Origin of the sequence: Paenibacillus sp. lzh-N1 (genome assembly GCF_002872435.1) — a bacterium.
GTDB classification, from domain to species: domain Bacteria; phylum Bacillota; class Bacilli; order Paenibacillales; family Paenibacillaceae; genus Paenibacillus; species Paenibacillus polymyxa_C.
In genome coordinates, this window is sequence record NZ_CP025696.1 from 5503053 (window position 1) to 5528796 (window position 25744).

Annotated in this window: 27 protein-coding genes, 1 tRNA gene and 3 pseudogenes; 8 read left to right on the forward strand and 23 right to left on the reverse strand. The window is 42.6% G+C overall.

Features of this window, described 5'->3' with window-relative positions; genetic code table 11:
- Window positions 1–60: 60 nt before the first annotated feature.
- Entirely contained in the window at window positions 61–174 is a 114-nt protein-coding gene (locus tag C0638_RS26260) for a hypothetical protein (protein ID WP_244491608.1), read from the reverse strand.
- Window positions 175–464: pseudogene (locus tag C0638_RS26265) on the reverse strand (polymorphic toxin-type HINT domain-containing protein); the annotation flags it as partial.
- 330 nt (window positions 465–794) lie between these two features.
- Between C0638_RS26265 and C0638_RS24405 the strand changes: the two are divergent.
- Complete coding sequence (locus C0638_RS24405; RefSeq protein WP_013370447.1) at window positions 795–1379, forward strand: helix-turn-helix domain-containing protein; 585 nt, start codon at window positions 795–797, stop codon at window positions 1377–1379.
- A gap of 202 nt (window positions 1380–1581) precedes the next feature.
- Here the strand turns inward: C0638_RS24405 and C0638_RS24410 are convergent.
- The 3 genes and pseudogenes from C0638_RS24410 to C0638_RS24420 form a co-directional block, all read right to left on the reverse strand.
- A pseudogene (locus tag C0638_RS24410) lies at window positions 1582–1830 on the reverse strand (FGGY-family carbohydrate kinase); the annotation flags it as partial.
- A 275-nt stretch (window positions 1831–2105) separates the two neighbouring features.
- Complete coding sequence (locus C0638_RS24415; RefSeq protein ID WP_058712175.1) at window positions 2106–3212, reverse strand: GntR family transcriptional regulator; 1107 nt, start codon at window positions 3210–3212, stop codon at window positions 2106–2108.
- A gap of 190 nt (window positions 3213–3402) precedes the next feature.
- Complete coding sequence (locus C0638_RS24420) at window positions 3403–4554, reverse strand: sn-glycerol-1-phosphate dehydrogenase (RefSeq protein ID WP_058712174.1); 1152 nt, start codon at window positions 4552–4554, stop codon at window positions 3403–3405.
- Between the two features lie 168 nt (window positions 4555–4722).
- On the opposite strand from C0638_RS24420, the gene C0638_RS24425 reads away from it, so the two are divergent.
- Window positions 4723–4926, forward strand: coding sequence for a hypothetical protein (locus C0638_RS24425; protein WP_013370442.1), 204 nt, complete (start codon window positions 4723–4725; stop codon window positions 4924–4926).
- A 109-nt stretch (window positions 4927–5035) separates the two neighbouring features.
- On the opposite strand, the gene fabV is transcribed toward C0638_RS24425, so the two are convergent.
- A complete protein-coding gene (fabV, locus tag C0638_RS24430) occupies window positions 5036–6214 on the reverse strand; it encodes an enoyl-ACP reductase FabV (protein WP_058712173.1) in 1179 nt (392 codons plus the stop codon).
- 218 nt (window positions 6215–6432) lie between these two features.
- Window positions 6433–6789: a winged helix-turn-helix transcriptional regulator gene (locus tag C0638_RS24435; protein WP_013370440.1), complete on the reverse strand. Its 357-nt coding sequence runs from the start codon at window positions 6787–6789 to the stop codon at window positions 6433–6435.
- Between the two features lie 197 nt (window positions 6790–6986).
- Here C0638_RS24435 and C0638_RS24440 point away from each other — a divergent pair, with 197 nt between their 5' ends.
- On the forward strand, window positions 6987–7517 hold the full coding sequence (locus C0638_RS24440; protein WP_058712172.1) for an NAD(P)H-dependent oxidoreductase: 531 nt from the start codon (window positions 6987–6989) through the stop codon (window positions 7515–7517).
- 92 nt (window positions 7518–7609) lie between these two features.
- Here the strand turns inward: C0638_RS24440 and C0638_RS24445 are convergent.
- A tRNA-Leu gene (locus C0638_RS24445) sits at window positions 7610–7694 on the reverse strand.
- Between the two features lie 381 nt (window positions 7695–8075).
- Between C0638_RS24445 and C0638_RS24450 the strand changes: the two genes are divergently transcribed.
- Window positions 8076–8510: an N-acetyltransferase gene (locus C0638_RS24450; RefSeq protein WP_058712171.1), complete on the forward strand. Its 435-nt coding sequence runs from the start codon at window positions 8076–8078 to the stop codon at window positions 8508–8510.
- Window positions 8511–8613: 103 nt separating this feature from the next.
- On the opposite strand, the gene C0638_RS24455 is transcribed toward C0638_RS24450, so the two are convergent.
- The gene (locus tag C0638_RS24455) at window positions 8614–9123 is read right to left on the reverse strand and encodes a GNAT family N-acetyltransferase (protein WP_058712170.1); all 510 of its coding nucleotides are present in this window, start codon (window positions 9121–9123) and stop codon (window positions 8614–8616) included.
- A 70-nt stretch (window positions 9124–9193) separates the two neighbouring features.
- Complete coding sequence (locus C0638_RS24460; protein WP_058712169.1) at window positions 9194–9709, reverse strand: hypothetical protein; 516 nt, start codon at window positions 9707–9709, stop codon at window positions 9194–9196.
- Window positions 9710–10007: 298 nt separating this feature from the next.
- Between C0638_RS24460 and C0638_RS24465 the strand changes: the two genes are divergently transcribed.
- Window positions 10008–10535: a hypothetical protein gene (locus C0638_RS24465; protein ID WP_013370433.1), complete on the forward strand. Its 528-nt coding sequence runs from the start codon at window positions 10008–10010 to the stop codon at window positions 10533–10535.
- 297 nt (window positions 10536–10832) lie between these two features.
- On the opposite strand, the gene C0638_RS24470 is transcribed toward C0638_RS24465, so the two are convergent.
- Window positions 10833–11995, reverse strand: a protein-coding gene (locus C0638_RS24470; protein WP_442792739.1) for an IS3 family transposase whose coding sequence is annotated in 2 segments (ribosomal slippage) — window positions 10833–11731 and window positions 11731–11995 — 1164 coding nt in all. Because the reading frame shifts where the segments join, the coding sequence is not laid out codon by codon here.
- A 104-nt stretch (window positions 11996–12099) separates the two neighbouring features.
- On the opposite strand from C0638_RS24470, the gene C0638_RS24475 reads away from it, so the two are divergent.
- Window positions 12100–12597 (forward strand): hypothetical protein, encoded by a 498-nt coding sequence (locus C0638_RS24475; RefSeq protein ID WP_058712366.1) that lies wholly within the window; start codon window positions 12100–12102, stop codon window positions 12595–12597.
- A gap of 113 nt (window positions 12598–12710) precedes the next feature.
- Here C0638_RS24475 and nspC read toward each other — a convergent pair whose 3' ends face one another.
- From nspC to C0638_RS24510, 7 genes and pseudogenes are all read right to left on the reverse strand, one after another.
- Window positions 12711–13850: a carboxynorspermidine decarboxylase gene (nspC, locus tag C0638_RS24480; protein ID WP_013370431.1), complete on the reverse strand. Its 1140-nt coding sequence runs from the start codon at window positions 13848–13850 to the stop codon at window positions 12711–12713.
- An 8-nt stretch (window positions 13851–13858) separates the two neighbouring features.
- Complete coding sequence (locus C0638_RS24485; RefSeq protein WP_013370430.1) at window positions 13859–15058, reverse strand: saccharopine dehydrogenase family protein; 1200 nt, start codon at window positions 15056–15058, stop codon at window positions 13859–13861.
- A 314-nt stretch (window positions 15059–15372) separates the two neighbouring features.
- On the reverse strand, window positions 15373–15633 hold the full coding sequence (locus C0638_RS24490; RefSeq protein ID WP_013370429.1) for a bacteriocin immunity protein: 261 nt from the start codon (window positions 15631–15633) through the stop codon (window positions 15373–15375).
- A gap of 158 nt (window positions 15634–15791) precedes the next feature.
- Window positions 15792–17672 carry a molecular chaperone HtpG gene (gene htpG, locus C0638_RS24495; RefSeq protein WP_102163821.1) on the reverse strand — a complete coding sequence of 627 codons (1881 nt, stop codon included), beginning with the start codon at window positions 17670–17672 and terminating at the stop codon, window positions 15792–15794.
- A 181-nt stretch (window positions 17673–17853) separates the two neighbouring features.
- Window positions 17854–18477, reverse strand: a complete 624-nt coding sequence (locus C0638_RS24500; RefSeq protein ID WP_058712333.1) for an SMI1/KNR4 family protein — start codon at window positions 18475–18477, stop codon at window positions 17854–17856.
- A 156-nt stretch (window positions 18478–18633) separates the two neighbouring features.
- Window positions 18634–19822, reverse strand: a pseudogene (locus tag C0638_RS24505) (hypothetical protein).
- Window positions 19823–19874: 52 nt separating this feature from the next.
- Window positions 19875–20348: a hypothetical protein gene (locus tag C0638_RS24510; RefSeq protein WP_013370425.1), complete on the reverse strand. Its 474-nt coding sequence runs from the start codon at window positions 20346–20348 to the stop codon at window positions 19875–19877.
- A gap of 132 nt (window positions 20349–20480) precedes the next feature.
- Between C0638_RS24510 and C0638_RS24515 the strand changes: the two genes are divergently transcribed.
- Window positions 20481–21611, forward strand: a complete 1131-nt coding sequence (locus C0638_RS24515; RefSeq protein WP_013370424.1) for a phosphodiester glycosidase family protein — start codon at window positions 20481–20483, stop codon at window positions 21609–21611.
- A 130-nt stretch (window positions 21612–21741) separates the two neighbouring features.
- Here C0638_RS24515 and C0638_RS24520 read toward each other — a convergent pair whose 3' ends face one another.
- The 3 genes from C0638_RS24520 to C0638_RS25930 all read right to left on the reverse strand — a co-directional run bounded on the left by C0638_RS24520 (window position 21742) and on the right by C0638_RS25930 (window position 22886).
- Window positions 21742–22194 carry a DUF6386 family protein gene (locus tag C0638_RS24520; protein WP_013370423.1) on the reverse strand — a complete coding sequence of 151 codons (453 nt, stop codon included), beginning with the start codon at window positions 22192–22194 and terminating at the stop codon, window positions 21742–21744.
- Window positions 22195–22418: 224 nt separating this feature from the next.
- Complete coding sequence (locus tag C0638_RS25925; protein WP_014599622.1) at window positions 22419–22517, reverse strand: hypothetical protein; 99 nt, start codon at window positions 22515–22517, stop codon at window positions 22419–22421.
- Between the two features lie 99 nt (window positions 22518–22616).
- Window positions 22617–22886 carry a hypothetical protein gene (locus C0638_RS25930; RefSeq protein WP_225683746.1) on the reverse strand — a complete coding sequence of 90 codons (270 nt, stop codon included), beginning with the start codon at window positions 22884–22886 and terminating at the stop codon, window positions 22617–22619.
- Window positions 22887–23239: 353 nt separating this feature from the next.
- On the opposite strand from C0638_RS25930, the gene C0638_RS24530 reads away from it, so the two are divergent.
- Window positions 23240–23578 carry a helix-turn-helix domain-containing protein gene (locus C0638_RS24530; RefSeq protein WP_058712638.1) on the forward strand — a complete coding sequence of 113 codons (339 nt, stop codon included), beginning with the start codon at window positions 23240–23242 and terminating at the stop codon, window positions 23576–23578.
- Window positions 23579–23744: 166 nt separating this feature from the next.
- Here C0638_RS24530 and C0638_RS24535 read toward each other — a convergent pair whose 3' ends face one another.
- Complete coding sequence (locus C0638_RS24535) at window positions 23745–23999, reverse strand: YciI family protein (protein WP_058712639.1); 255 nt, start codon at window positions 23997–23999, stop codon at window positions 23745–23747.
- A 206-nt stretch (window positions 24000–24205) separates the two neighbouring features.
- Window positions 24206–25368 (reverse strand): IS3 family transposase gene (locus C0638_RS24540; protein WP_412534807.1). Its coding sequence is split into 2 segments (ribosomal slippage): window positions 24206–25104 and window positions 25104–25368, totalling 1164 coding nucleotides; the frame shifts between segments, so codons are not numbered across the junction.
- Window positions 25369–25744 lie beyond the last annotated feature (376 nt).

Consider the following 25744-nt stretch of genomic DNA (forward strand, 5'->3'; position numbering starts at 1 on the left):
TCTCCTTGAATTGCTTAAAAGCTGCATCCGCTTTTTCTTGTATATTTTTTAGCAAGTTTATTATACGTTGTTAATTTCTTTACTCTTAATACTGGTGTATCCACACGCACCTATATTATGAACCCAAATATTAAGGTCACTTACAAAGTAGGTATGGTACTCATCAACCGTCATGTTGTAAACCGTGACGTGCTTGTGTTCCACTTTAATGCTGTCTATCTTGAGTGTATTCCCGTTACTCTGAACAAGCAAGTCACCGATTTTAAGATCTTTGACGAACTTCCATCCCTTGCCTTCCACATAGAAAGGATGATTGAAGGTCGATTCAATGACTTGGTTACCCACTTTAATTTGGTAAATCTCATCCGTCTTGTGATAAACGTAGCCGTAACCTCTTTATAAGCTACCTTACCCGTTGCCTCATCTTTGGAAAGAATCCTATCTCCGACCTCAACGTCTTCGATATTCTTCTCCCTTTCGTCTGTTTGAACCTTCGTACCTGCTGTAAAGCAATTACATTCTCCATACCATTACCTTAATCATATAGCGCAAAAACCCACTTTTCTCTCTGACATCCTCACAATCGTAAGAGAAGAACATATTACCTCTATTTCCACAAAAAATGTCACATTTTAATATATCGACACCTTAAATTTCCATTTTTATAGGTCAAATGGACCTTATTTTCCATAAACCGGTTAAGCCCATGGGATTAAAAGAAAATCAGGATAGGAGTCACTTGCAAAGCCCCCTTCGGGTATAGTAGTATGTGTTTAAAAAAAATCGGAGGGTATATGCCTAAACAACAAGACAAACATTCCATTCAGGCGTGGTCTCTGATCAATCGCAAATATTTGGGAAAAGGCGTGCGTGTCAAACGTTTTCGCAAACCAACACGCTGTCAAGTACGCAATCGCGTTCTGCTTGCCGTTTTGATGGCTAATGACATTAAACTGTCCCAACTTGCCGAGGAGCTTTCCATCTCCTCTCGCAGCGTCAGCGCGTGGGTATATGAAGGTCGTATTCCCGGCAACACTAATCTGGAAAAGACGTGTAACACACTTGGTTATCCGCACCATATTCTATTTAATGAAGAGGTTGTCCGGCGTTCACCGCTCATTTGTCAACCATCGCCGTCCCGTTTTATGAAACGGACTGTAACTCGTTCTCCAGTTAAAAACCGGATTTTGGCGGGTTTGTGCATGGTACATGATATTTCGGTGACTGATGTCAGTCATTGGATTGGCGTTCACCCCGGTACATTTCGGAAATGGTTGCATCAGGGTACCGTTCCTTCGCAAACTTTCCAGGATCAGGCGGAACAGTTTTTCCGTATTCCAAAATCCATTTTGTTTGCTGATGCCATGCTGAAAAAGTAAAAATGTCCTTTAAAACAAAACGATTGAATTTTTCATGAAAGTCTTTGAAAGGAACGCATTACCATCTTTCATGCATAAGGCTTTCACATCATGTAATTCACAGAATATAAAAGCAAAAAAGCACAGTCTGCCGATTCCTCGGTGTACTGTGCTTTTTAGATTGCAAAATTTAAATGCTTCTTGCTTATAATTTGTATACTTCTTAGGAATGAGTGCTTGCCGCTTCAGTTGAACGTCCAGCTTCTGCCTTGATAGCCTTCAGCTTTTTCATAACTGGGTTGCCCCCACATCCAAAGTAGTCGTGAAGACGGCTGTATTCCTCATAGAGCTTATTATAGACGGCAGCGTTCTCGGGGATGTGTTTGAAGCTCTCGTCCCGTACACGTGCCATATGGCGCGCTGCTTCGACGATATTGTCGTACCCTCCAGCTCCAGCTCCTGCAGCCACGGCTGCAAGTCTGTCCTCCCAAACGTCCTGATTTAATGTTCCTAATATATTTAGGTCACTCTTCTTACTTTCATTTCTGTTACCACTCTCATCACACACTTGTACGTACAACTCAACCAGCTTTTTTATGTATTTTTTGATAGTTTTATGTATACATTTTCGAAAATGTATAGAAAAAACAGCCCATTTTCTGCAATCCAGAAAACAGGCTGTTCGGTATGGCGAGTAGCATGCCATTCAAAATTCAGCGTTGAACCCAAACGATTGATAGCCCCATTTCAAAATCCTCCAGACATTGCCTGAGCTGGTCCCGTGGATTCGCGTACAATCAACTCTGGAGGTATAATCCACTGACGATCTTCTTCACGATACCCCTTCTCTTTAATCATCGATAGCATGGTATCGGCGGCACGTAACCCCAATTCTTCCTTAGGGTGCCGAATGGTTGTAAGTTTGATTTCCGTGGCTGTCGCCAAAAATGAATCATCAAACCCAACCAGCGATAGATCTTGGGGAATGCTCAGGTTCGCCGAACGTACAATATCCAGTAGCCGCACCGCCAGTTCATCATTATAGGTCACCCATCCGGTCGGACGTTCCCCTGTCTCCATCGCCAGCAGCTGCGATGCGCGTTGTAACGGAAGCTCATTTTTTTCTTCAGTCCGGTACGTCGTTACTGCGTTCGGATGTAAGGTCACTCCATATTTACGGTGAGCAGCTACAAATCCCTTCATCCGCAGAATTCCTTGCATATCATCGGTTTTGAAAAAACCAGCCAATCGCCGGTGCCCCAGCTTGATCAAATGCTCTGCTGCCAAAAAACCACCCTTCTCATCATCCAAACGCAGACAAGGTGCGTCCATCTCCTCATAACGCGCATTGATCATTAAATAAGGGATTTGGCGATTTTCCACGGTTAAATAATAGTTCAAATTGGGATTACGTTCCCCGCTTTTGGTCGGCTCAATAATAATTCCGCTCAGTGGTTGACTCAGCAGCATTTCCAAGCACTGACGTTCTTGTTCAGGGTCATTACCTGTGCTTGATAGCAGTAGCTTGTAGCCCTGCCGGCTTAGCTTGGATTCAATTCCTTGTACAATGGATGGAAAAATATAATCCGATATATAGGTTGTAACGACTCCAATTGTCCGTGGATCTTCGGGTTGCTTATGATCCCGTGTTGCGACAAAGGTTCCCTTGCCCTGTATGCGAAACAGCCAACCTTCCTGTACCAGCTCACCCAGCGCCTGACGCACCGTTTGCCGACTAACTGCAAATTGTTCAGACATTTCATGTTCAGAAGGAAGCTGGCTTTGCGGCTCCAGTTTGCATGAATGAATCCATGATAAAATTTCCTGTTTAACTTGTATATATTTGGGTGCCATAATTTCCTCCGTACTTGCCATATCATGTACCTATTCGTATTCCGATTATAGCATATCGTCCATTTGTACATACAAATGTTACAGGAGCAGGATATCGTTGTATAGCTGCCGGAGGCGTAAAGCCATTCACAACCCCCTTCCCATGCTTAGACTGAGTATCTAAAGGATTCTGGTGTAGGTGTAACACACATTACGAACGGAGCAACTGGTGTTCATTCATATACTTGAGTCCGGTATAGCGATCACGCAAAGTATGTGCCGTACGCAAAGCACGATCAAGCTGTTCCTGCGTAACCCCCAGATCGGCAATGGTAGACGGACCTCCAACCTGAGCTAGCCATGCACGCATCTGTTCCGATGTAGGCAAAGTCCGATATACTTTAAAAGCCTCCACATCCTGATTGGCAGCCAATTCCCTGTACATATCAGACAGTAAAGCAGAGGCAACGCCCACTTTGGCACCATGCAAAACTTGCTTGCGCCCCTCTGCAATAAAATCCATCTCAATTCGGTGAGAAATATGATGCTCTCCACCTGATGCAGGGCGGGAATGATCAATCATCAACATCGAAATACCGGATGCAATCAGCGCATTCATCAACACCTCGACACCTGTCTTGCTGCCTGCCGCAATCTCATCAACATGCTCTACACAGGCACGTAAAGCCTCCTCGGTAATTCGGTTAGCCACAGGTGAATACGGCTCGTTTCCCAAATCTCTGGACACATGCCAGTCTGCTAATGAGGTAAACTTACCGAGCATATCGCCAAAACCCGCAGCAGTCATCGTTTGAGGGGCCCTCGCCAATACGGACAAGTCAGCGAAGATCGCCTCCGGCGGAACGGCTTGAAACGTCTGCTTGCTGCCATCTACAATTAATGGGGCACCAGCGGAGGTAAAACCATCTACGGAGGCAGCCGTTGGGACTGACAAGAACGGACGATTCATTTTATAGCACACAAAGCGAACCAGATCGTGAATTGTACCGGACCCTACAGCAAGCACAGCCTGACTTTGATCCGCCACACCCAGCAGAACCTTCATGATATAAGTTTCATCAGCAATAACATCCCCTACCGCATTCGGAGGCAGCCGAACTACATCAACTGTCAAACCTGCTTCACGGATGAATTCAGCTACTTTTTTCCCTGCTGCCGCTGAAGTATGCTCATCCTCTACCAGAGTGACATGCCGATAATTCTGTTGAATTAAATAAGAAGCAATGGATTCAAGTGCTCCATCCCGTACCTCGATAAACAATTCAACCTTTCGGTGAGGATGATCAGCGTTACTAGCCTGCGCCTCTTCGTTCCACAGTTTGATTTGCTCATTCATATTCATTTCATAAGCCTCCTGAAAAAGGAATAATTTGTACAAGAATGATCCATACTAATAAATAGATTCCGTTTGAAAACGATTACTATTTAATTGTACGCACAAGTGTAGGTACAAGTCCAGAAAAAACGTACAAGTTACTATTCAATTCAACCATTCGAAAGGAACATGATGATGAAATTTGGAACGGACATTGCCTGCGCACTCGGGTTACTGGCAGGTACAACGTTTGGCAGTGGGATTGCTTTTTTGTTCGGCTGGCAAGCTTATCGCGCACTGACTTCTGTCACGGTTTTTGGCATTGCAGGGATTATCATTACCATTGCCGTTTTTCGCTTGCTGCACCGGAAGTCGCTTTCTACGTCTAATTCTCGATGAAATTTGTTGGTGAACCAACCCATTTTTATTTGCCTGCATACATAAAAAACGGGTCTCACAAGCCATCGCAGCTTGAGAGTACCCGTTTTTGACTTGGAACCTATTTTACTTAATTCGTGTGAACTTCTGGATCAATGTCCAATTCATAATCAATTTCATCAAATCCGAATCCAAACAATTGAAGGAAATCCAGACGGTATTGTTCAAGATCACCCAGTTCGGATACGTTTTCGGTAGTGATCTCAGACCAAGCCGCTTTAACAGCTTGCTGCACATCCTCTCTCATTTCCCAGTTGTCCAGACGAATGCGTCCTTCTTCGTCCGTTTCCACAGTGGACCCACTGTATAACGTCTCGAACAGACGTTGCGCCTGCTCAATACATCCCTCATGCAGTCCTTTTTCTTTCATGACCTTAAACAGTAAGGAAATATACAGAGGCACTACAGGGATAGCCGAACTGGATTGTGTAACCAAAGCTTTATTCACTGAAACGTAGGCCTTCCCATGATAAGACTCCAGTTGCTTTGTTAAAGTATGCGCTGTGGCTTCCAAATCATTTTTAGCTGCGCCAATGGTTCCTTTACGATAGATAGCCTCCGTAATTTCAGGACCAATATACGAGTAAGCCAGTGTGGTTACTCCTTCAGCCAGCAGATCAGCTTCTTCCAACACTTTAAGCCATAAGGACCAATCTTCGCCACCCATGACTGTGATGGTGTTCTCAATCTCTTCCTGCGTAGCTGGTTCCAATGTGATTTCCGATACAACACCCGTATTCGTATTCACCGTTTTATTCGTAAACGGCTGTCCGATCGGCTTGAGAACGGAATTAAAGGTTTCACCTGTATCTGGATGGGTCCGCCGTGGTGAGGCGACACTATACACGATCAGGTCTACCTTGCCCAGTTTTTCCTTGACCAGCTTTAACGTCTCCTGCTTAATTTCATGGGAAAAAGCATCTCCATTAATGCTTTCCGCTATATAGCCAGCCGCTCTGGCTGCTCTTTCAAAGGCCACTGTATTGTACCAGCCTGCCGATGCCGTGCGCCCCTCTGATGCAGGACGTTCAAAGGATACTCCAATGGTGTCAGCTCCCATACCAAAGCTTGCAGCAATGCGGGAAGCCAGTCCATAACCTGTGGATGCTCCAATCACGAGTACCTTTTTTGCTCCTTGTAGTGACGTGCTGTCTTTGATGTAGTCGATTTGGCGATTAACATGAGCCGCACATCCTGCAGGATGCGCAGTCGTACATATAAAACCACGAATTTTCGGTTTAATAATCATTGCAAGGGTCCCCCTACTTTGGCATTCATTTAATATTGATGGAATGGTTGTCCAGTCATAACTATATTACAAATCAGCTTGCGGCTCAACATATAACATAGTCTTGAAGGTAACTGTTTATATACTACGACAACAGACATCCCCAATCTACCGACTCTATGATAAAAAAGAAAATCGCCGTAAACATCATAGTCTACAGCGCTCTTTCACTCTACTATTCATTTTGACTCACTTTCTAACAACCGCACATCTTCTCCTTGCTGTTGTCTTTTTTTGATATTCGATCTTCCCCAGGTACACATTAAATCAATTATTTCATTTGCTGTTATACCATATTCCGTTATATAATACTCCACTTTTGGAGGCATTTGATTATACACATGTCTGCCAACGATGCCATCCTTCTCAAGTTCACGAAGCTGCTGTATAAGAACCTTTTGAGAAACGCCTGGTATACTACGCTGTAATTCACTTGTCCTCTTTCTACCAGCCATTAATAAACATATGATTAAGGATTTCCACTTACCTCCGATGATCTCAAGTGTTGCTTCTATGCCTAAATTATATTGTTTCATACGACCACCTTTTCACCGCTAAAATAACTAAGTTGATCCAATTAATTCTATAGTCACATATCTTTACTCTAAGTACCATGCACACTTTCAAGTAACTATATTACTTTATTGTGTGTATTTACTTTTTTTATAGCGTACAGAATAATAAGACGTATCCCCAAAAAGCAAATGATGCTATGTAAGAAAGGTGATTTATGATGAAGACTCTCGTGATTTTAGCACATCCGAATATTGAAGATTCCAGAGTAAATCAAAGATGGAAACAAGAATTGCTTCAATATACCAATGAAATTACAATTCATGAAATTTATAAAGAGTATCCAAACTGGAGCATTGATGTTTTGAAAGAACAAAAGTTACTTGAAGCACACAACAATATCATATTTCAATTTCCTTTATATTGGTACAGTTACCCTCCTCTGTTAAAAAAGTGGTTTGATGATGTTTTTACGCATGAATGGGCTTATGGTTCAAAAGGTGATAAGTTAAAAGGAAAGAAGCTAGGGATCGCCATGTCGATTGGTGATAAAAAAGAAAACTACTTATCTACTGGTTCCGTTACCTATACGGTAGATGAAGTTATAGCACCTTTCAAAGCAAGCGCAGTACATGTTGGCGCCACGACATCACCCTATTTCGCTGTCTTTGGAGCCTCGTTTCAAGCAAGTGATGAAGACATTAACCAAAGCGCAAAGGACTATATTAAATATATATTCCAGTATAAATAAAATGGCTGTTTTACAACACGCATCTTAACCATATAAAAACAGGCTCTTGGTGGCATCCAGCCAATCCAAGAACCTGTAATGGTTAGGTATAATGCGGTCGAGAGGACTCGAACCTCCACGGGGGGTTAGCCCACACGGACCTGAACCGTGCGCGTCTGCCAATTCCGCCACGACCGCATACTATGTATTGATGGCAATTTTTTTAATCACCGTAATTAAGATTATATCTTGCATAGAATTTAAAAGCAAGCCATTTTTATATTATATTTTCTATGAATAATACTAGCAAATATAATAAAATCACTGGATATCACCAACCAGATATGGTAAGATGAATGCATCAGGAAAGGAGGTGCGTCAACATCAATAATCACATGTTGAGCGTATCCCTTACCCGGTCCGTTATTCTCTAATTTACAGAGTTGAAGGAGGCGCGGGATACGGATCAAGGTTTTAATTAAGCGCCACGGGTAGAAAGACCGTCCACGGACGGTCTTTTTTATTTCAGTATCATACTTAATATAGATAAGATTACATAATGTGAAAAGAGGCGTTACAATGTCGATTAGACCTGTGAAAGTAGAAGAGTTGAAAGAACTGGTAGCCATCTGGCTGGATGCTTCTGTAGAAGCCCATCATTTTATTGCTCCACAGTATTGGAAATCTCAAGCTGCCGAGATGGAGAACAAGTACCTTCCCCTCGCTCAAAACTACGTTATCATACAGGATGATCATACGATTGGCGGCTTCGTTTCCATGTTGGATGGATACTTGGCTGCTCTGTTTATACGTGTTGATTCTCAAAGAAAAGGCTATGGAAAGCTACTATTAGATTGGGTTAAGAAGCATCATGACGAAATTCAATTAAAGGTGTATCAGTCCAACACGAAAGCATTTAACTTTTATACTAAAAATGGATTTACCATTCAAGCGGAATCTGTGGATGCCGAAACTGAGGAGAAGGAATTTGTGATGATATGGACTAAACATTAATAATAATGAAGCACCCTTTAACTTGTTAGAGCAAAGGCTCCGCTCCCGTATCCATACGGCACAAGCAGAGCCTTTTAATTTTATCTACTAACTGTCTAGTCTCTTATTTAAGCCCATAAACCTCGGTATATAAAATCTCTTTAAAAGGAGCAAACGCCGATTCAGCCAACGCATCTGGATAGCTCATAATTTGAAGCCGCAGATCCGCCTGTCCTTCTCTTAGAGGGGGCTGTACATATTCAAAATGGTTCAAACGGAACCCCAATCGTTCGTAAAAACCGATTCTTCTTCGTGACCATTCATCCACTGGCGGCTCAACCTCTAACACTACCGGCTGATCAGACCGTGAGACAAACCTACTCGTAAGCTTTTTGCCTAATCCGCCACCTCGTATACGGGAATCTACCGCAATATGCTCTACAAACCGAAAATGCGCGAATTCCCAACCTGCCAAGAAAGCCACTATGTTCCCCTGCTCATTCTTTTCAGTCATGATGCGATAGCTAGGATGTTTTAGCAAAGCCTTTTGAGCCTCAAACGTCCTGCATTCTGATGCTGGAAAAGAAGACTCCATAATCGCATATATTTCAGGAAAATCGTGTTCATTTATCATATATCCCTAGCTCCTTTACCTCTAAATTCCCCAAATGACAGGCTGTCTTTATTAAGAGGAAAAGGGATGTTTAGATCTTGTTTAATTCCGTAAGCGTCAGCAACATATGTTCCAACAACTCTGGAATATCCTCCATCTGATCTTCGTTAATTTGCCTGGAAAATTGGAGTTCAATCCTATTATGGTATGTAGATGTCTTCTCTCCGTAAATCTGACTTAGCGTCTGTACTGGTCGAAGTTCAGGCTTCCAAATTTCGGCCAGTATTTTTTCAATCCGGCTGCATTGTGTCTCAATATCTCGAATCTTCATATCAAAATACAGCAATAAGCTACATCCCGGAGTTTGATCTTCCATTTCCAAAATTTCTGCAGCCAGGTTGTTTAAATCCATTTTTAGTTGAAGTTCTGCCGTCACACCCAGCTGTTCTCTCAGACTGAACTGTACACCAAATTCACGCGACATTACCGACATTTCCAATCTATCGATTCGCTGTGTAATGTTAATACGTGAATCCAGATTATCCAGATCATAAACCGCATTTTCCATAGCCACTTTTAAATTATCAAAAACGGTCGGGTCGAACATTTTTCTCACCTCCAATTATGGAGTATAACATAGCTTGTGTTACTCCTAAAATAGGATGCCCCTTTTCACAAAAGCATATTAAGATGGAATTCTATAGTATACAGTAAGTTGGCTAACTCTTAATTGAAGTTTAATGAATAAATTTGTAAAATCTCATAATTGTGACAAAAAAATATATATTTTTATTTTTTGTTACATTTTTATTCCAATTTATTGGGATTCAATATATAATACTGGATGGGATTGGTTATATATATTCGTATAAATCCCAAAATAAAAGAAGGGAAGAGATGATTAAATGAAAAAGGCAGTTTTTTCTACACTAGGTCTTGCACTTCTATTAAGCACATCCACCGCCGTTGCATCTGCTCAAGAAGCTCAAGAAGTAGCACCCGCATTACAAAAGGAATCTATCCAGCCTTCTAATTCTTGGTACGCCGACACAGAGCCTAATAACTGGTTTGATGAGATTACCAGTGAAATAACAGTAGGAGATGGAATCGATATCTATGGGAGCTTAGGAAGAAAAATCCCTGGAGGATATGCAGGCTATTATGACTTTGTCGATTATTATAAGTTTACAGCTTCTCAGTCTGGATTCTACGAATTTAATATTCAAGGAGAGATATATCCCAAAGCATGGATGAGGCTTAGTGTGGCTGACAGTAATGGAAGCGTCAAAAGAAGTGCAGAAGAGCGTCAATACCGTTTAGGTTTAAATCTTAAAGCTGGAGAAACTTACTACTTGTTAGTAGAAGCAACTGATGCTGACGTTGGTCAATTGTTTGACTATAGAGTTACTTCTACGATTAAACAAATCAATTAGTAGTAAAGTTGAAGTATAACAAAAAACGCGATCCTTTTTACTGAGTTTACATCTTTGAACCCCCCTATTATCTTACGGCAAATATAGCTATATCGTCGTAGAAGAACTGACGGTTTTTTACGTTCATACCTTCTTCGTTTTATGGCTCGTTTGTACCTTCTACTTATTTTGTGTATATCCTTTTCTATTGAAGGATATATAAATAGTTCAAAAATAATTACTGATATATTCATATAAGAATATAACCCTTAAAAATGGTCATACCCCTGTCAAGTAGACAGAACTAAAAAGACATCTTTAAGCAGCAACCGTTTCTCGGTATTCAATCGGGGAACGGTTGTTTAATTTTTTCTGAAATCTATTTTCATTATAAAAAGAAATGTACTCCCGTACGTGTTGTTCTACCTCCGCTAGGGTTCCGGGTTTCGTTAAATAAATCTTCTCTGTTTTAAGATGGGAGAAGAAGGATTCTATACAGGCATTGTCTAGGCAATTTCCACGCCTTGAATGGCTCCCAAGTATTCCAAGCCGCTTAAGTTTGCGGTTAAACGGCTTGGAGGTATACTGAAAACCCTGGTCTGAATGGAGAATGACACCCTCCATGTTCACGTTCTTACTTAGAACGTCTAGCGTCTCGCTAACTAGAGCAAGGTCATTTCGTTCCGAAAGACGCCAAGCCACGATTTCATTGTTAAACAGATCTTGAATGACAGAGAGATATACAAACCGCTCTCCAGCTCGTATGTATGTAATATCGGTAACCAGCTTGGATAAAGGAGAATCTGCCTGAAATTGTCGATCTAATCGGTTGGCATTTACCACAGATGCCTGTTTGCCAAAAAAGCGCCGCTTCTTTCGAATGACGGAACGGATCCCTAATTTCTTCATTAGGCGGTACACCTTTTTGTGATTGACCAAGATACCTTCTCTACGTAAAGCAACGGTCATCCGCAGATAACCAAAATAGGGATGGATCCGGTGGATCGACAACATATGCGATTCCAGAAGCTCTTCTTCTTGCTTACGCTGCTGGGTTGTTTGCTGAGTCTTTCTCCATTTATAATATCCTGCCCGAGAAACATGGGCTAATTCAAGTAACCATTTCAACGAATATCGTGTTCGCATTCCCTCAATAATTTCAAACCTCGCTTCTTTCCTCGTCACTCCTTGTGTAGATTTGGATACTGCTTTTTTAAATATTCAATCTCCGCCCGTAGATACGCCATCTCCTCTTCCATACTGGAAAATTTCGTTTTGGGTCGTCCCTGCCTTGTGGTCGTTGGCTGGAGGTTCTCCCCCGCTCGATGTTTCATCACCCAGCTTTGCACTTGGGATTTATTACGAATGTCCAATTGTTTCGTCACTTCACGAATACTCATATGTTCTTCGTTCACCAACCGGACTGCCTCCATCTTTACATCTAAGGAGTATTGCCGGAATGATTGTCCCTTTTTAGCCATGAAAAATCCCCTCCGTTCAACAAGATTAAGTCCATCTTAACAGATGTCTTTTCTCTCTTGTCTACTAGAAGGGGATAATACCAAAAAGAGAGGTGTTTTATTTTATGAAAAAAATGTTGTTAGCTTCATTAGGTCTTACACTTATGCTGAGTACTACTACTGGTATCGCTGTAGCCGAAGAAACAAATCCTACAGCAAACAAGCAACTAATTGCTGTTCCAACCCTTACTGGAAATGAACAGGAACCAAATGGCACCTTCGAACAAGCTAACCCTTTTTTTGTAGGTGATTCTATCATTGGGACCCTTGGTAAAGAAGGAGTTCCTGGAGTCTGGGAAGCCTATGATGTATATAAATTTAAGGCTTATGAATCGCAAAAAGTTCATTTTACAATTCAGGGAGACAGATACTCTGATTCCTGGTTGCAAATGACTGTCTATAATAGTAATCATCATAAATTGAGTCGTTCAAGAGACGATCAATATTTTTTAGATGTAGAATTTGAAAAAGGTAAGGAATACTACCTAGTCGTCGAAGCACCAGGACTTGAACCTTACACAGGCAGAGCGTTCTTTTATAAAGTCTCTACTGAACCTAACTAAAATTATGTATTTACTTAGTAGCTTAGATAATCAATAAATACTAATTACAAAAGCCGTGCCCCTATTTCAGGGACGCGGCTTCTTGTGTTAAGTCACTTTACATTATTTATTCTTTACGACAAACGCGAGCTAAAGTCCTCGTAGGAGAACTGACGGATTACCTTGATGCCCTCTTCATCGTTGTAGCTGGCGATGGCTGGCAGGTTGACTCCGTTGAACATATGGTTTTTGACCATCGTGTAATGGGCCATGTCGCAGAATACAAGCTTGTCTCCCGGCTTCAATGGCTCTTTAAAGGAATAGTCACCAATCACATCTCCAGCCAAGCACGTAAGTCCTCCAAGTCTGTAAGTATGTGCATACTCACCAGGCTTGCCAGCACCAATGATATTCGGGCGGTAAGGCATAGCCAGCACATCAGGCATATGACATTCAGCCGAAGTATCCAGAATGGCAATATCCATTCCGTTCTTCATCGTATCCAGTACAGTCGCGACCAGATATCCGGTGTTCAGAGCGATAGCTTCGCCTGGCTCGAGATAAACTTGCACACCGTATTTATCCTGAAAATATTGGATACAGCGTACCAGTGTGTCCAGATCATAGTCTTCTCTGGTAATATGGTGACCGCCGCCAAAATTGAGCCATTTCATTTGCTTAATGTATGGCCCGAATTTCTCATCCACGACTTTAATAGTGCGCTCCAGCGTATCTGAATTTTGTTCACACATCGTATGAAAATGAATACCGTCCACGCCATCCAGATCCTCAGGTCTAAAGTTAGCCAGAGTCACACCCATTCTGGAGTTGTTGTAGCAAGGATCATACAGCGGTGTTTCAATTTCCGAATATTCCGGATTCACTCGAATGCCGATATCGATTTTTTTGGAAGTTACGCCTTGCACTCTGCTTTTGAAGCGGTTCAGTTGATCAAAGGAGTTGAAAACAATATGGTCAACATACTCCAATAGCTCATCAAATTCACTGTCAACATAAGCTGGTGCGTATACGTGAACCTCCTTGTCCATTTTTTCGCGACCGAGTCTTGCCTCGAACAACGAACTGGAGGTTACGCCTTTTAAGTATTTGCCAACCAGAGGAAAAGTCGAAAACATCGAAAATCCCTTAAGAGCAAGCAGAATACTGCAACCTGTACGCTCTTGTACGGAATTCAAAACCTCAAGGTTTTTGACAAGAAGTCTTTCGTCAACAAGATAACAAGGTGATGGGAGTCCGGTAATATCAATATTCATCGCAGACCTCAATCAAGCAACGTTGGCGAAAAGTTCTCTTGCCATGGCAATCCGTGTTTATTTAGTGCTTCCATGAATGGATCTGGATCGAATTCCTCAACGTTGTAAACGCCTGGCTTTTTCCAGAGACCTTTGATGATAAGCATTGCACCGATCATGGCAGGAACACCTGTTGTATAAGAAATGGCTTGGGAGCCAACCTCTGCATAACATTCCTCATGATCACAAACGTTGTAAACATAATAGGTTTTCGGCTTTCCATCTTTCACGCCTTGGATGATGCAGCCAATGTTTGTTTTGCCTTTTGTTCTTGGTCCCAGAGAAGCCGGGTCCGGCAAAATAGCTTTCAGGAATTGCAGTGGAATGATTTGTTGTCCTTCATAATCAATAGGCTCGATCGAAGTCATGCCTACGTTTTGAAGTACGTTCAAATGATTCAGATAATTGTCCGAGAACGTCATCCAGAAGCGGATTTTTTTCACGCCTTTAATATTCACTGCAAGAGATTCCAGTTCCTCATGATACAAAAGATATATATTTTTCGGTCCAATTTCAGGCAGGTCGTATACCTTTTTCTCAGAAAGTGGCTCAGTTTCAATCCATTCTCCGTTTTCAAAGTAACGGCCTTTCGCTGTAATTTCACGAATATTGATTTCCGGATTAAAGTTAGTTGCAAAAGGATATCCGTGGTCCCCTGCATTTGCATCCACAATATCAATCGTATGAATTTCATCAAAATAGTGCTTTTGAGCATATGCCGTAAATACTCCAGTCACGCCTGGATCAAAACCGCTGCCCAACAGAGCTGTAATTCCTGCTTTTTCGAATCTTTCTTTGTAGGCCCATTGCCAGCTGTATTCAAACTTCGGCGTATCCGGCGGTTCATAGTTCGCCGTATCAACGTAATGAACACCTGTCTCAAGGCAAGCATCCATTATCGTCAAATCCTGATAAGGGAGAGCCACATTGATAACTACATCCGGTTGAAAGCTTCGAATCAAGTCAATGACCATGTCGGTGTTGTCAGCATCAAGCTGAGCCGTTTGGATCTTCGTACGACCTCCACCCAGCTTCTCTTTAAGCGCATCGCATTTCTCAACAGTTCTGCTTGCGATACAAATTTCTTCAAATACATCTGGGTTTTGGCAACATTTATGCACCACAACGCTGGCCACGCCACCGGCGCCAATAATCAATGCTTTTCCCAAAATAAATAACCTCCTTATTCCATACGCTAATCGCTATTCATTCTTGCAAACAAAATGATTATAAAGACATCCCACCAAATAATCAAGAAAAACGACAATTTGCTGTGTCAAAATTCACAGGAGCATGTCACAAAAACTTTACAAATCCCAAAATTATGCATAAATTCTTTGTGAAGCGAGCCAAAAGCAAACATTTCCCCATACATTACAAGGAATCCGGCACACCTTTAATGGAAGTTTTCTTGAATATAATGCTCATGTCTTAAAGAAATCATATTATCTTATTTTTGAACAAAAGACCACCCCTCCGCGTCCTATGAAGAAGATTCATGGGGTGGTAAAATAATGGGCTGATAGGCTAATGCTTCATCTACAATCTCTGCCGCACTCAAATCACGGTCATCCCAATAAATCAAATTACTAATCCCCGGATGAGGTGTATTTTGCATGACTTCAGTCAGCATGCTGTCAAGTTCCTCCTCCGTTCCCTCGCCTCTGATAATTTTGTCCACCAACTGTATAAGCTCACTTCGGTTTAACTTTTGGAGTTTCAATGGGTTTCGGTCCAGACTCATACAATCGCCCTCCTAGGTATGGATTATAGTCAACATAGTGTTGTAGCCTTACACTTCTAGTGTAAGCACTATACGACCTATTATGGAGCTTTAAGAAGTGTCATAATAAATAAAGCCGCCCCCGGTACGGGAACGGCTCTACATCGTAATAAAGCATATTAAACCATGATTTTGCAAATATCGTTCGTGAATTCAACCGGATCTTGCAGCGGCAAGCCCTCGATCAGCAAAGCTTGATTATACAGTAATGCCGTATAGAGGTTTACCTTCTCCTTATCCTCGGCAAAGGCTTCTTTCAAAGAGTTGAACACCGCATGGTTCACGTTGATTTCCAGCACTTTATTCGCTTTGACATCAGTGTTATTCGGCATGGCGTTCAAAATTTTCTCCATCTCAATAGTCACTTCGCCGTCTGCGGACAGACATACCGGATGTGTTTTCAAGCGTTTGGAGGCTTTTACACTGGATACTTTGCCTTCCAGCAAGCCCTTCATGTACTCGAACAACTCCTTGTTGTCGTTTTGTTCCGCTTCAGTTTCTTTCTCATTTTCGTCAGATTCAATCCCCAGATCGCCACTCGATACGGATTTGAATTCTTTCTCTTTATAGCTTAAGAGCATTTTAATAGCGAACTCATCAATATCATCAGTGAAGTACAAAATTTCATAGCCTTTATCGGCCACTAATTCGGTCTGCGGCAGCTTTTCAATACGCTCGTTGGACTCCCCGGAAGCATAATAAATATACTTTTGATCCTCTGGCATACGAGATACATATTCGTCCAAAGTAACCTGTTTTTTCTCTGTAGAAGAGTAGAACATAAGCAGATCTTGAAGGGTTTCTTTATGTCTGCCGTAATCGTTGTAGACACCGAATTTCAATTGTCTGCCAAATGATTTGTAGAATTGATCATATTTCTCCCGATCATTTTTGAGCAGAGTCAACAGCTGGCCTTTAATTTTACTTTCGATATTTTTGGCAATCAGCTTCAACTGACGGTCGTGCTGCAGCATTTCTCTCGAAATGTTGAGTGACAGGCTTTCGGAGTCAACCATACCTTTCACAAAGCTAAAATAATCCGGCAGCAGGTCAGGAGATTTTTCCATGATCAGTACACCGTTGGCATACAACTCCAGTCCTTTTTCATATTCCTTGGAGTAAAAATCAAACGGTATGTTCTCAGGAATAAACAGAATAGCTTGGTACACTACCGCGCCGTCCGCGCTGACATGGATATGCTGGAGCGGCTTGTCGTAGCCATAGCGTTTTTCCGCGTAGAAATTTTGATAATCCTCGTCGGTTAACTCGCTTTTATTTTTTCTCCAGATGGGCACCATGCTGTTAATACGCTGTTCTTCTTTGTAATCCTCAAACTCGTTGTCGCTTCCTTCTTTCAGACGCTTGCCTGTAACATCCATTTTAATCGGGTAGCGGATAAAGTCAGAGTATTTTTTAATAAGCGCTTTTAAACGGTACTCGTCCAAATATTCGTCGTAGGACTCATCCTCGGTGTTTTCCTTGATTTTCAGTACAATCTCGGTTCCGACCTCGTCCTTCTCAGCCGCCTCAATGGTATAACCGTCAGCACCTGTTGATTCCCATTTATAAGCCGTATCGCTTCCCAAAGCCTTGGTAGTTACTGTAACTACATCTGCTACCATGAAAGCTGAATAGAAGCCGACGCCGAATTGACCGATGATGTCATGACCATCCTTGGACTCATTTTCATTTTTGAATGCCAATGAACCACTTTTAGCAATGACGCCCAGATTATTTTCCAGTTCTTCCTTGGTCATCCCAATCCCGGTATCACGCAGAGTTAGCGTTCTATTATCCTTATCAGCAATTACTTTAATATAATAATTTTCTTTGTCGAAGACCAATTGATCGTCTGTCAGTGCTTTGTAATAAATTTTGTCAATCGCATCACTTGCGTTGGAGATCAGCTCTCTTAGGAAAATTTCCTTTTGAGTGTAAATCGAGTTAATCATCATTTCGAGCAGACGCTTGGACTCAGCCTGAAACTGTTTTTTCTCCATTCGGATATCTCCTTTCAAATATAAACCTATGTAAGGCCAGCGGATAAGAGCTATGCAAACGATTCAACTTTGTTAGCACTCCCACCATTCGAGTGCTAGCCTACCTTTTTTATAACATTCCTCATTTTTTATGTCAATATCTTGCTTAACCTGCACAGTAAAATTACATTTCAGGAAATCGCTAGTGTCTGATCTGCTTAAACATAACGTTAAACAGTTCGACAGAGGATGGAAACAGCCCCTGCACATGAGGAAGCAGATTACTCCTGATCCGTAGCTCATCCTCATCCAAATGCCTTAGATCCTCATGAAAGAACCAGACAATAGGATAATCTCCGTCCTTATGTCTGCTGCCTGCATTTAAACACACAGGACCCTGATCGTCTTCTGCAATTGCAAACGGAATATAGCCTGCTGACAGCAAAGGTGACCATTGATCGATCAAATCATAAAATGCTTTTAAGCCATGACCTATCGGCAGACGTGGAAACTCTACAAACGTACAATCGCTCCAGTATACTCCCGGAATAGATTCATTATCGAATTGTAAAGATACATAATGGTAGGACATGATAAAATTCCTCAGCAGAGGCGGCAGTTCAAAATGGTATTTTTCTTCCATATCCCGAACTTCCTGTTCTGTAATCTGTGAAGGAATAGGTTTCCACTTGATCCATCCCTCCTCATCGACGTTCCCATCACGCATTTCGAACGGTACATTTTCTTCCACATCCATAAAAAAGGCTTCATTCATCTGTGCAAATAACTCCTTCATGGATGTGCGAATATCCGCTTTCTTGTCCATGTTCTCACACCTCTTTCCTTTTTATTCGCATTTTGCACCATAGGCGTATGCCTCACACATCTCTATATGAAAATAGCATTGCAATCATATACCACTACTCTTTTTATGTTCAGCTTATCAGAACTTGCTTTTTTCACCATTTGCGGAATATTAGTATTACCAGCGCAATGGCTCATAACTACGCCAGAGCAACCAACGCTCTGTCTCGTGAATTGGAGCAGTGCCAATGCTATATTCATCCTTTGAGCCACTCTGCAAATCAATCAAATGAAGCATACCGCCATACGTCCCAACCGCCAGCATGCCTTCATCAGGTGTAACTGCCAGCCCGGATATCGTACTGCCGACAAAATAGCGCCAAAGTTCACGCCCCTCTCTATCAATAAGACGGAGATAGCCGTAGGCATCACCTAGAATAGATCCTTGTGTCAGCGCTACTGCAGCGTATACTCGCATTTCTTCATTTATTATCGGCCATTCTTCCTTATTCTGAGCAATTCCCTGCTCCACTTCGGCAATTGGCACCTGAATGGTGGCACCGTTGTAGAAATGACAGGCATTGTACCAGACATCCATATCATCTTTGGAAAATAGGGCATAATGCGGATAGCTGGAGCCTGGCTCCAATGTATGCACCGTCTTATCGGTTAAGTCCATAAGCAAATGCTCACTCATCCGGCTGCCATATGCGAGCCAGCGTCCATCCTTCGACACAGCTCCATGCGCCATATCCACAATCGTGTCTTCCAGTCCCAATTCCCTTCGTTCAGACGCCGTGGGATGAATCAATTCCACCTGATCACCAGCCAGCAAATAAACACCGTAACCGCAAACCAGCAACAGGCGCTGTCTCTTCGCCTTGCAAATTTCGGTCCGGTTGACGAACAATCCGAATCCCTTGTCCATCCACCAACGCAAAATAACTCCCGTCCGGCGAACAACCTACTCGGTGCATTCCAGGGATTTGCCTGATTCCATCTTTTCCCGTCACATAGATCTGCCCGCGTTCTCGAGGACTGCCTGCATGTAGAATGACTTCATTGCCTCCATTCATAAAAGCCATCGGCCTAACGGCTTGCAAAGCCTCCTCAAACGCTGGTGTAAGCGGCCAGGATGCAGCCGGAATCTCCTGACGTAACTGCTCTATTTCCCCGGCCTGATTTGCCTCCTGAATCATACAAAAAATATCTTCGGCTAGTTTGGAGCGTTCGTCTTGCTTTGGCTCTGGCTGCTCCTGCTGCCACTGACTTTCCATACCGATTCTGACAAATTCATTCACGTCTGCGGCATACCTTTTTCCTTCCTGTCGCCACTGTGCCGCCATTTCATGATCCAACCAACTCATCCTGCTTCCCCCATCCAGTGTATGTATGTCTTATTTGTTCTACAGGCTTTATTCATTCTGTTAGGTGGTTCCTCACCTTCGTCAACACAAACCACAGGTCTGTCACTGCCTTTACCTCGTCATAGTCCAGATAGGCATCGCGCTTGTCGTAATATTTGACCGCCACAATCACCATCTGAAGTGTCACTGGCTTTCCAGCAGCCTTAAGAACTTCTACAACACTTTCAAAGGTGGCCAGCTCAAACCAGGTTTGAACCTGACGATCTGATATCCATAGGGGAATATACTCGTCCTGTTCGTTGGTTGCGGCTGTACCGTCCTCTGCACATTCCTCCAGCCAATGCTCATCCAAATAATAAATCGGTGTATGAACAGGGTCCTGATCCCATTGATCCACATTCACATATAACCAGTTATTATGCAGCTGCCCCACACTGCACACCAATTCCTGCATTCCTTCAAAAACACGATAAGAAGGGCGCTCCCTGCGACGGTAATCCTCAAGTCTTGTCTCATACCTGCTCATCTCCAGCCACCCCGTTTCTGTATCATCCAAACACTCAAAATTCGCGTAACATACACTTATAACTCATAAAACCCGATATAAGTACAAGCACCTCGTCCATAGTTAAGACTACATAAGGAGATTGATCTATTCATGAAAAGAATCACCGCACTTATCATCCTGTCCATGCTCTTACTTGTAACCCCGATCTACGCTGCTGCACCAGCACCTATGCTGGTTTATGTGGATCAGAATAACCACTCCTTCATCCCGCTTCGCCTCCTGAACAGCTATGAAGGGATCACGCTCAACCTGAACCCAGCGGACAAAAAAATAGAAATAGCGCAAGGCAATACCCGGCTTACCTTATTTACGGGACAAACTGTTGCTAAAGTAAATGATCAAACGATTCGTTTGCAAAATGCACCTTTTACCGATAACGGCGCTACCTATGTCCCCTTGCAGTTCATCAGCCAATATCTAAATCTGCAAGTCTTATGGCAAAAAGAAACCTCAGCTGTGCGAATTACGCAGAGTACGAAGTCTGTTACGCTTCCGGTACTTACCGGCAAGCTACCCGGAAACACTACCCCCATCACGACAGCTCATAAGAGCTTCAAGGTTGGATCTCGTACCTTTTCCGCTAAGGTGGTCACCATCTCCATGCTCCATCCCAAGGTAAGTTTGGACGTAGCACTGGCAAGCGATACCCTTGGTAAAGTGGAGGACTTAAGCAGTCTTGCCAAACGCAATCAAGCGGTTGTAGCCATTAATGGCACATTCTTTGACGCCTATACCAAAAGCTCATACAAGACGTCTTACGGCTATCTGGTCAGCCATGGCAAGATGTTGAAAAAAAGCTCCGGTGACCAACGTACCGTCTTTACCTACGATGCTAACCATTTAGCCAAGCTTGTGTCGGGTTCTGTCTTTGAACAACAGTTAAGTCAAGGCAGCGTGGAAGGTGCTCTTCAAGCTGGACCTCGTCTGGTTACGAACGGTCAGGTTTCCCTAAATGTCAAAGCCGAAGGCTTCAAAGACCCTAAAATATTAACAGGCGGCGGCGCCCGCAGCGCACTTGGAATTACTAGGGATCATAAGCTGATCCTCCTGACTACAAGCGGAGCGACCATTCCGCAGCTCGCCCAAATGATGAAGCAGGCTGGCGCTTATCAGGCCATGAATCTGGATGGCGGTGCTTCCAGCGGACTGTACTACAACGGCTCTTACCTCACCACACCCGGCCGCCAGATCAGCAACGCTATTATTGTAAAGTATCAATAGACGAATAAAGGGCTGTCTTCACGGATCTGCAAGCCGTGGGGATAGCTTTTTCCTTTTTCCCAGTCCCGGTTATTATGGCTCCCCTGTGTTCGAGCGGTTTGTCTGATCCGTTACGGGTTGATCCTGCAACCTACAATCGAACCAGACTGGTAAAACTGTTGCTGCCTTCGCTTCCTTTTTTTAAAGAAAGATAAATACGGTTGTTTTCTCCTCTGCTTGCCAAGCATTCATAAAGTCCGGGTTGCACAGACAGGAATGACCCTCCCCATACACAATCAGGTTCTAACTCACCACCTGTGGCTTCCTCTCCTGCACCAATAAATATGTTCCCTGAAGGAACCTTCAAAAACAGCCGCACCGTCGGCTGCTCGATATGATCTGTTATCACAACCTCATACGTCCCATCCGCTCCCAGGTTCAAGAAAGCAGCGTTTCCCGCATTTAACTCCCCCAGCTCGTCTGCTTCGATAGACCACCAATCCGGCTCATCGTTCAAACGATGCTTCAGAGCTTGCGTATCAAATAGGCAAAGAGTCGCCGTGTCTGTCGTAAATTGAAATGGACTGATTGCCATGTTCATCATACAATCCTCCTGATAATAGTCAGCGAATTTTCCGTTTTCCCACGTCTTCCGCTATCCGTATTGCTATAGATTTGAGGGAAATTATCCCTGTATGTAAAGTATAACAATGCTTGTAGAACCAGACAACATACTAGAGCCACCATCCATTCTGCATTAAAAAAGCCCTCCCTCACGATGTCGTGAAAGAGGGTCGCTTTGTAAGTTTGAGCGATGCTAACCTAACGTTAGATCAGAAAAGATTTGGTGATAATCACCAACAAAATGAACAATACCAAAATCGCGCCTGTGGATGTCCATGCTCCACCGTAACCTACTTCACCCATGTCTAAATCCCTCCTTGCGTTAAAGCTTACTCTTATTGTATGTAGAAAAGCGGATAACGACCGGGCGAATCGGTAAGTTTATTTGTGTGAAGGAGCCTCTTAGAAAATGGACTGGTATGTTTCGGATGGGTCGGTAATGACTCGGGATGACAACTGGCAAAGAATGTCGTCTGTTCTGCGCAGCAGCCTGCTCACATCCTTCTGCTTCATCTTCTGAAGGAGCGGGGTTTCTAGCTGGGATGAAAGAAATTGAGTGGTGCCTATAAATACGACAACATCCAATCCCGGGTTGGTTTCGGTATGTAATAAGTGCAACAAATCCGCCATCGACAAGAGTTTCGGAGGGAAAATGCTATTAGTTTCTTTCATATATAGAGCTTTTAACATGGAGGTTAGCGCCCAGTCACAGAGGATAATACAGCATTGGAGTTGGTTATGCTTGTACAGTATTTGAGCTAGTTTCATATGGTATTGGGCTAAGTGTGGAAATCGGTTATTGAATGATCTAGGTGTTGCACGGGTCTGGATGGTTGAGTGGGACTTGGAATATAGGTAGAAGGAGCTTCTTTCATATCTATTCCTCCAGAGAATTTCAAGAATAGTCTTATTATACCTCAAAATAATACTTATAGATATAATTAATAACGAATATACGATTCTTAATCTCATGTTTACCAAAGAAGATCTTGTCTACACTTTTTAGTATGAAGGGGTGTAGATGTATGCTGGACAAAGAAGTGTTAAAGCTAGTTGGGGCTAGAATAAGAGTTTTACGCAAAGAAAAAGGCCTCTCGCAAGAAGCACTTGGGGAAAAAGGCGGATTTCATTTTACATACATTGGGCAGATCGAACGTGGAGAAAAGAATGTTTCCTTGATAAATGTAGCTAAAATCGCAAAAGCACTAGACGTAAACTTAGTTCAGTTGTTTTCATATGTAAGCGAGGACCCCAAAATTGTGGAGTCTGATGAAGATATTATAGAAATTATTACAATGCTCAAAAAATCGAGTCCAGAAAAGGTACGTTTGGCGAGGAATGTGATACGGGAGATTATCAACTAAGAAGATTCTCAAAAATTGTGAGAGCAATCTCTTGGGAAATAAAAAAAGGACCATACTTTTCATTTTCAGAAAATCATAGTCCTCATTTTTTATTCAATACCAAAAAGGCACATTAGTTATTTGTCATGACCTTCTTAGATGGATTATCACTCTTTGCAGATGAAATTTAACGCAACAGCCATTCCTTTATTGTCAATGTAGAAGAACCATTTTGAATGAGCGGATCTAAATCCCCAATCTTTGTCGCCTCCTCAAGTGACGCTGCTTTTATTAGATAGGCTCCTCCCGTTCCATCGCTAAATGGACCATACTTTTCAAGAGCTCCCTCTTTCTTTAACTGTTCCAGATGGTCATAGTGCCCTTTGATATCATCTGCATTGAACTTGTTTGTCCGTGTAGTAATCAATAAAAAGTAATTCACTGATTTCCCCTCCATATTTCCCTTGTAATAAAAAATATCTGGCGTTCCTTTAAGAAGATATTACAGCGTTAGCTATTATAATAAAAGTCCTTAAAGATGAAATGCAACTATAAGGGAATTTGGTCAATTTTAGCGGACTCTCAAATAAAAACACGCCCACAAAATGGTCATACCCCTGTCAAGTAGACAGAACTAAAAAGACATCTTTAAGCAGCAACCGTTTCTCGGTATTCAATCGGGGAACGGTTGTTTAATTTTTTCTGAAATCTATTTTCATTATAAAAAGAAATGTACTCCCGTACGTGTTGTTCTACCTCCGCTAGGGTTCCGGGTTTCGTTAAATAAATCTTCTCTGTTTTAAGATGGGAGAAGAAGGATTCTATACAGGCATTGTCTAGGCAATTTCCACGCCTTGAATGGCTCCCAAGTATTCCAAGCCGCTTAAGTTTGCGGTTAAACGGCTTGGAGGTATACTGAAAACCCTGGTCTGAATGGAGAATGACACCCTCCATGTTCACGTTCTTACTTAGAACGTCTAGCGTCTCGCTAACTAGAGCAAGGTCATTTCGTTCCGAAAGACGCCAAGCCACGATTTCATTGTTAAACAGATCTTGAATGACAGAGAGATATACAAACCGCTCTCCAGCTCGTATGTATGTAATATCGGTAACCAGCTTGGATAAAGGAGAATCTGCCTGAAATTGTCGATCTAATCGGTTGGCATTTACCACAGATGCCTGTTTGCCAAAAAAGCGCCGCTTCTTTCGAATGACGGAACGGATCCCTAATTTCTTCATTAGGCGGTACACCTTTTTGTGATTGACCAAGATACCTTCTCTACGTAAAGCAACGGTCATCCGGAGATAACCAAAATAGGGATGGATCCGGTGGATCGACAACATATGCGATTCCAGAAGCTCTTCTTCTTGCTTACGCTGCTGGGTTGTTTGCTGATTCTTTCTCCATTTATAATATCCTGCCCGAGAAACATGGGCTAATTCAAGTAACCATTTCAACGAATATCGTGTCCGCATTCCCTCAATAATTTCAAACCTCGCTTCTTTCCTCGTCACTCCTTGTGTAGATTTGGATACTGCTTTTTTAAATATTCAATCTCCGCCCGTAGATACGCCATCTCCTCTTCCATACTGGAAAATTTCGTTTTGGGTCGTCCCTGCCTTGTGGTCGTTGGCTGGAGGTTCTCCCCCGCTCGATGTTTCATCACCCAGCTTTGCACTTGGGATTTATTACGAATGTCCAATTGTTTCGTCACTTCACGAATACTCATATGTTCTTCGTTCACCAACCGGACTGCCTCCATCTTTACATCTAAGGAGTATTGCCGGAATGATTGTCCCTTTTTAGCCATGAAAAATCCCCTCCGTTCAACAAGATTAAGTCCATCTTAACAGATGTCTTTTCTCTCTTGTCTACTAGAAGGGGATAATACCAAAAAGGCGTGTTTTTATTTAGTTGCTTTAGCCAGTTGAGTACGCAAAGCGTGCGAAACAAAAAAACACCTGATGCAATCGTTATAATAGGAGTGTTCAAGCTACTATGTATAACGAAAGGAGAAGGTGGTTTTTGTGGCACAAAGCAGAGATGGCATGGCGCATACCAAGAGGTTGTTTGAGGAAAGCATTAGAAAGTATATTCAAGAACAGGAAAACCAGAGGCTTATAGCCTCAGAGCAAACCCCCGTCTGACTGGTGGTTATGATTTGAAAACGTACCTACAGCACCTAT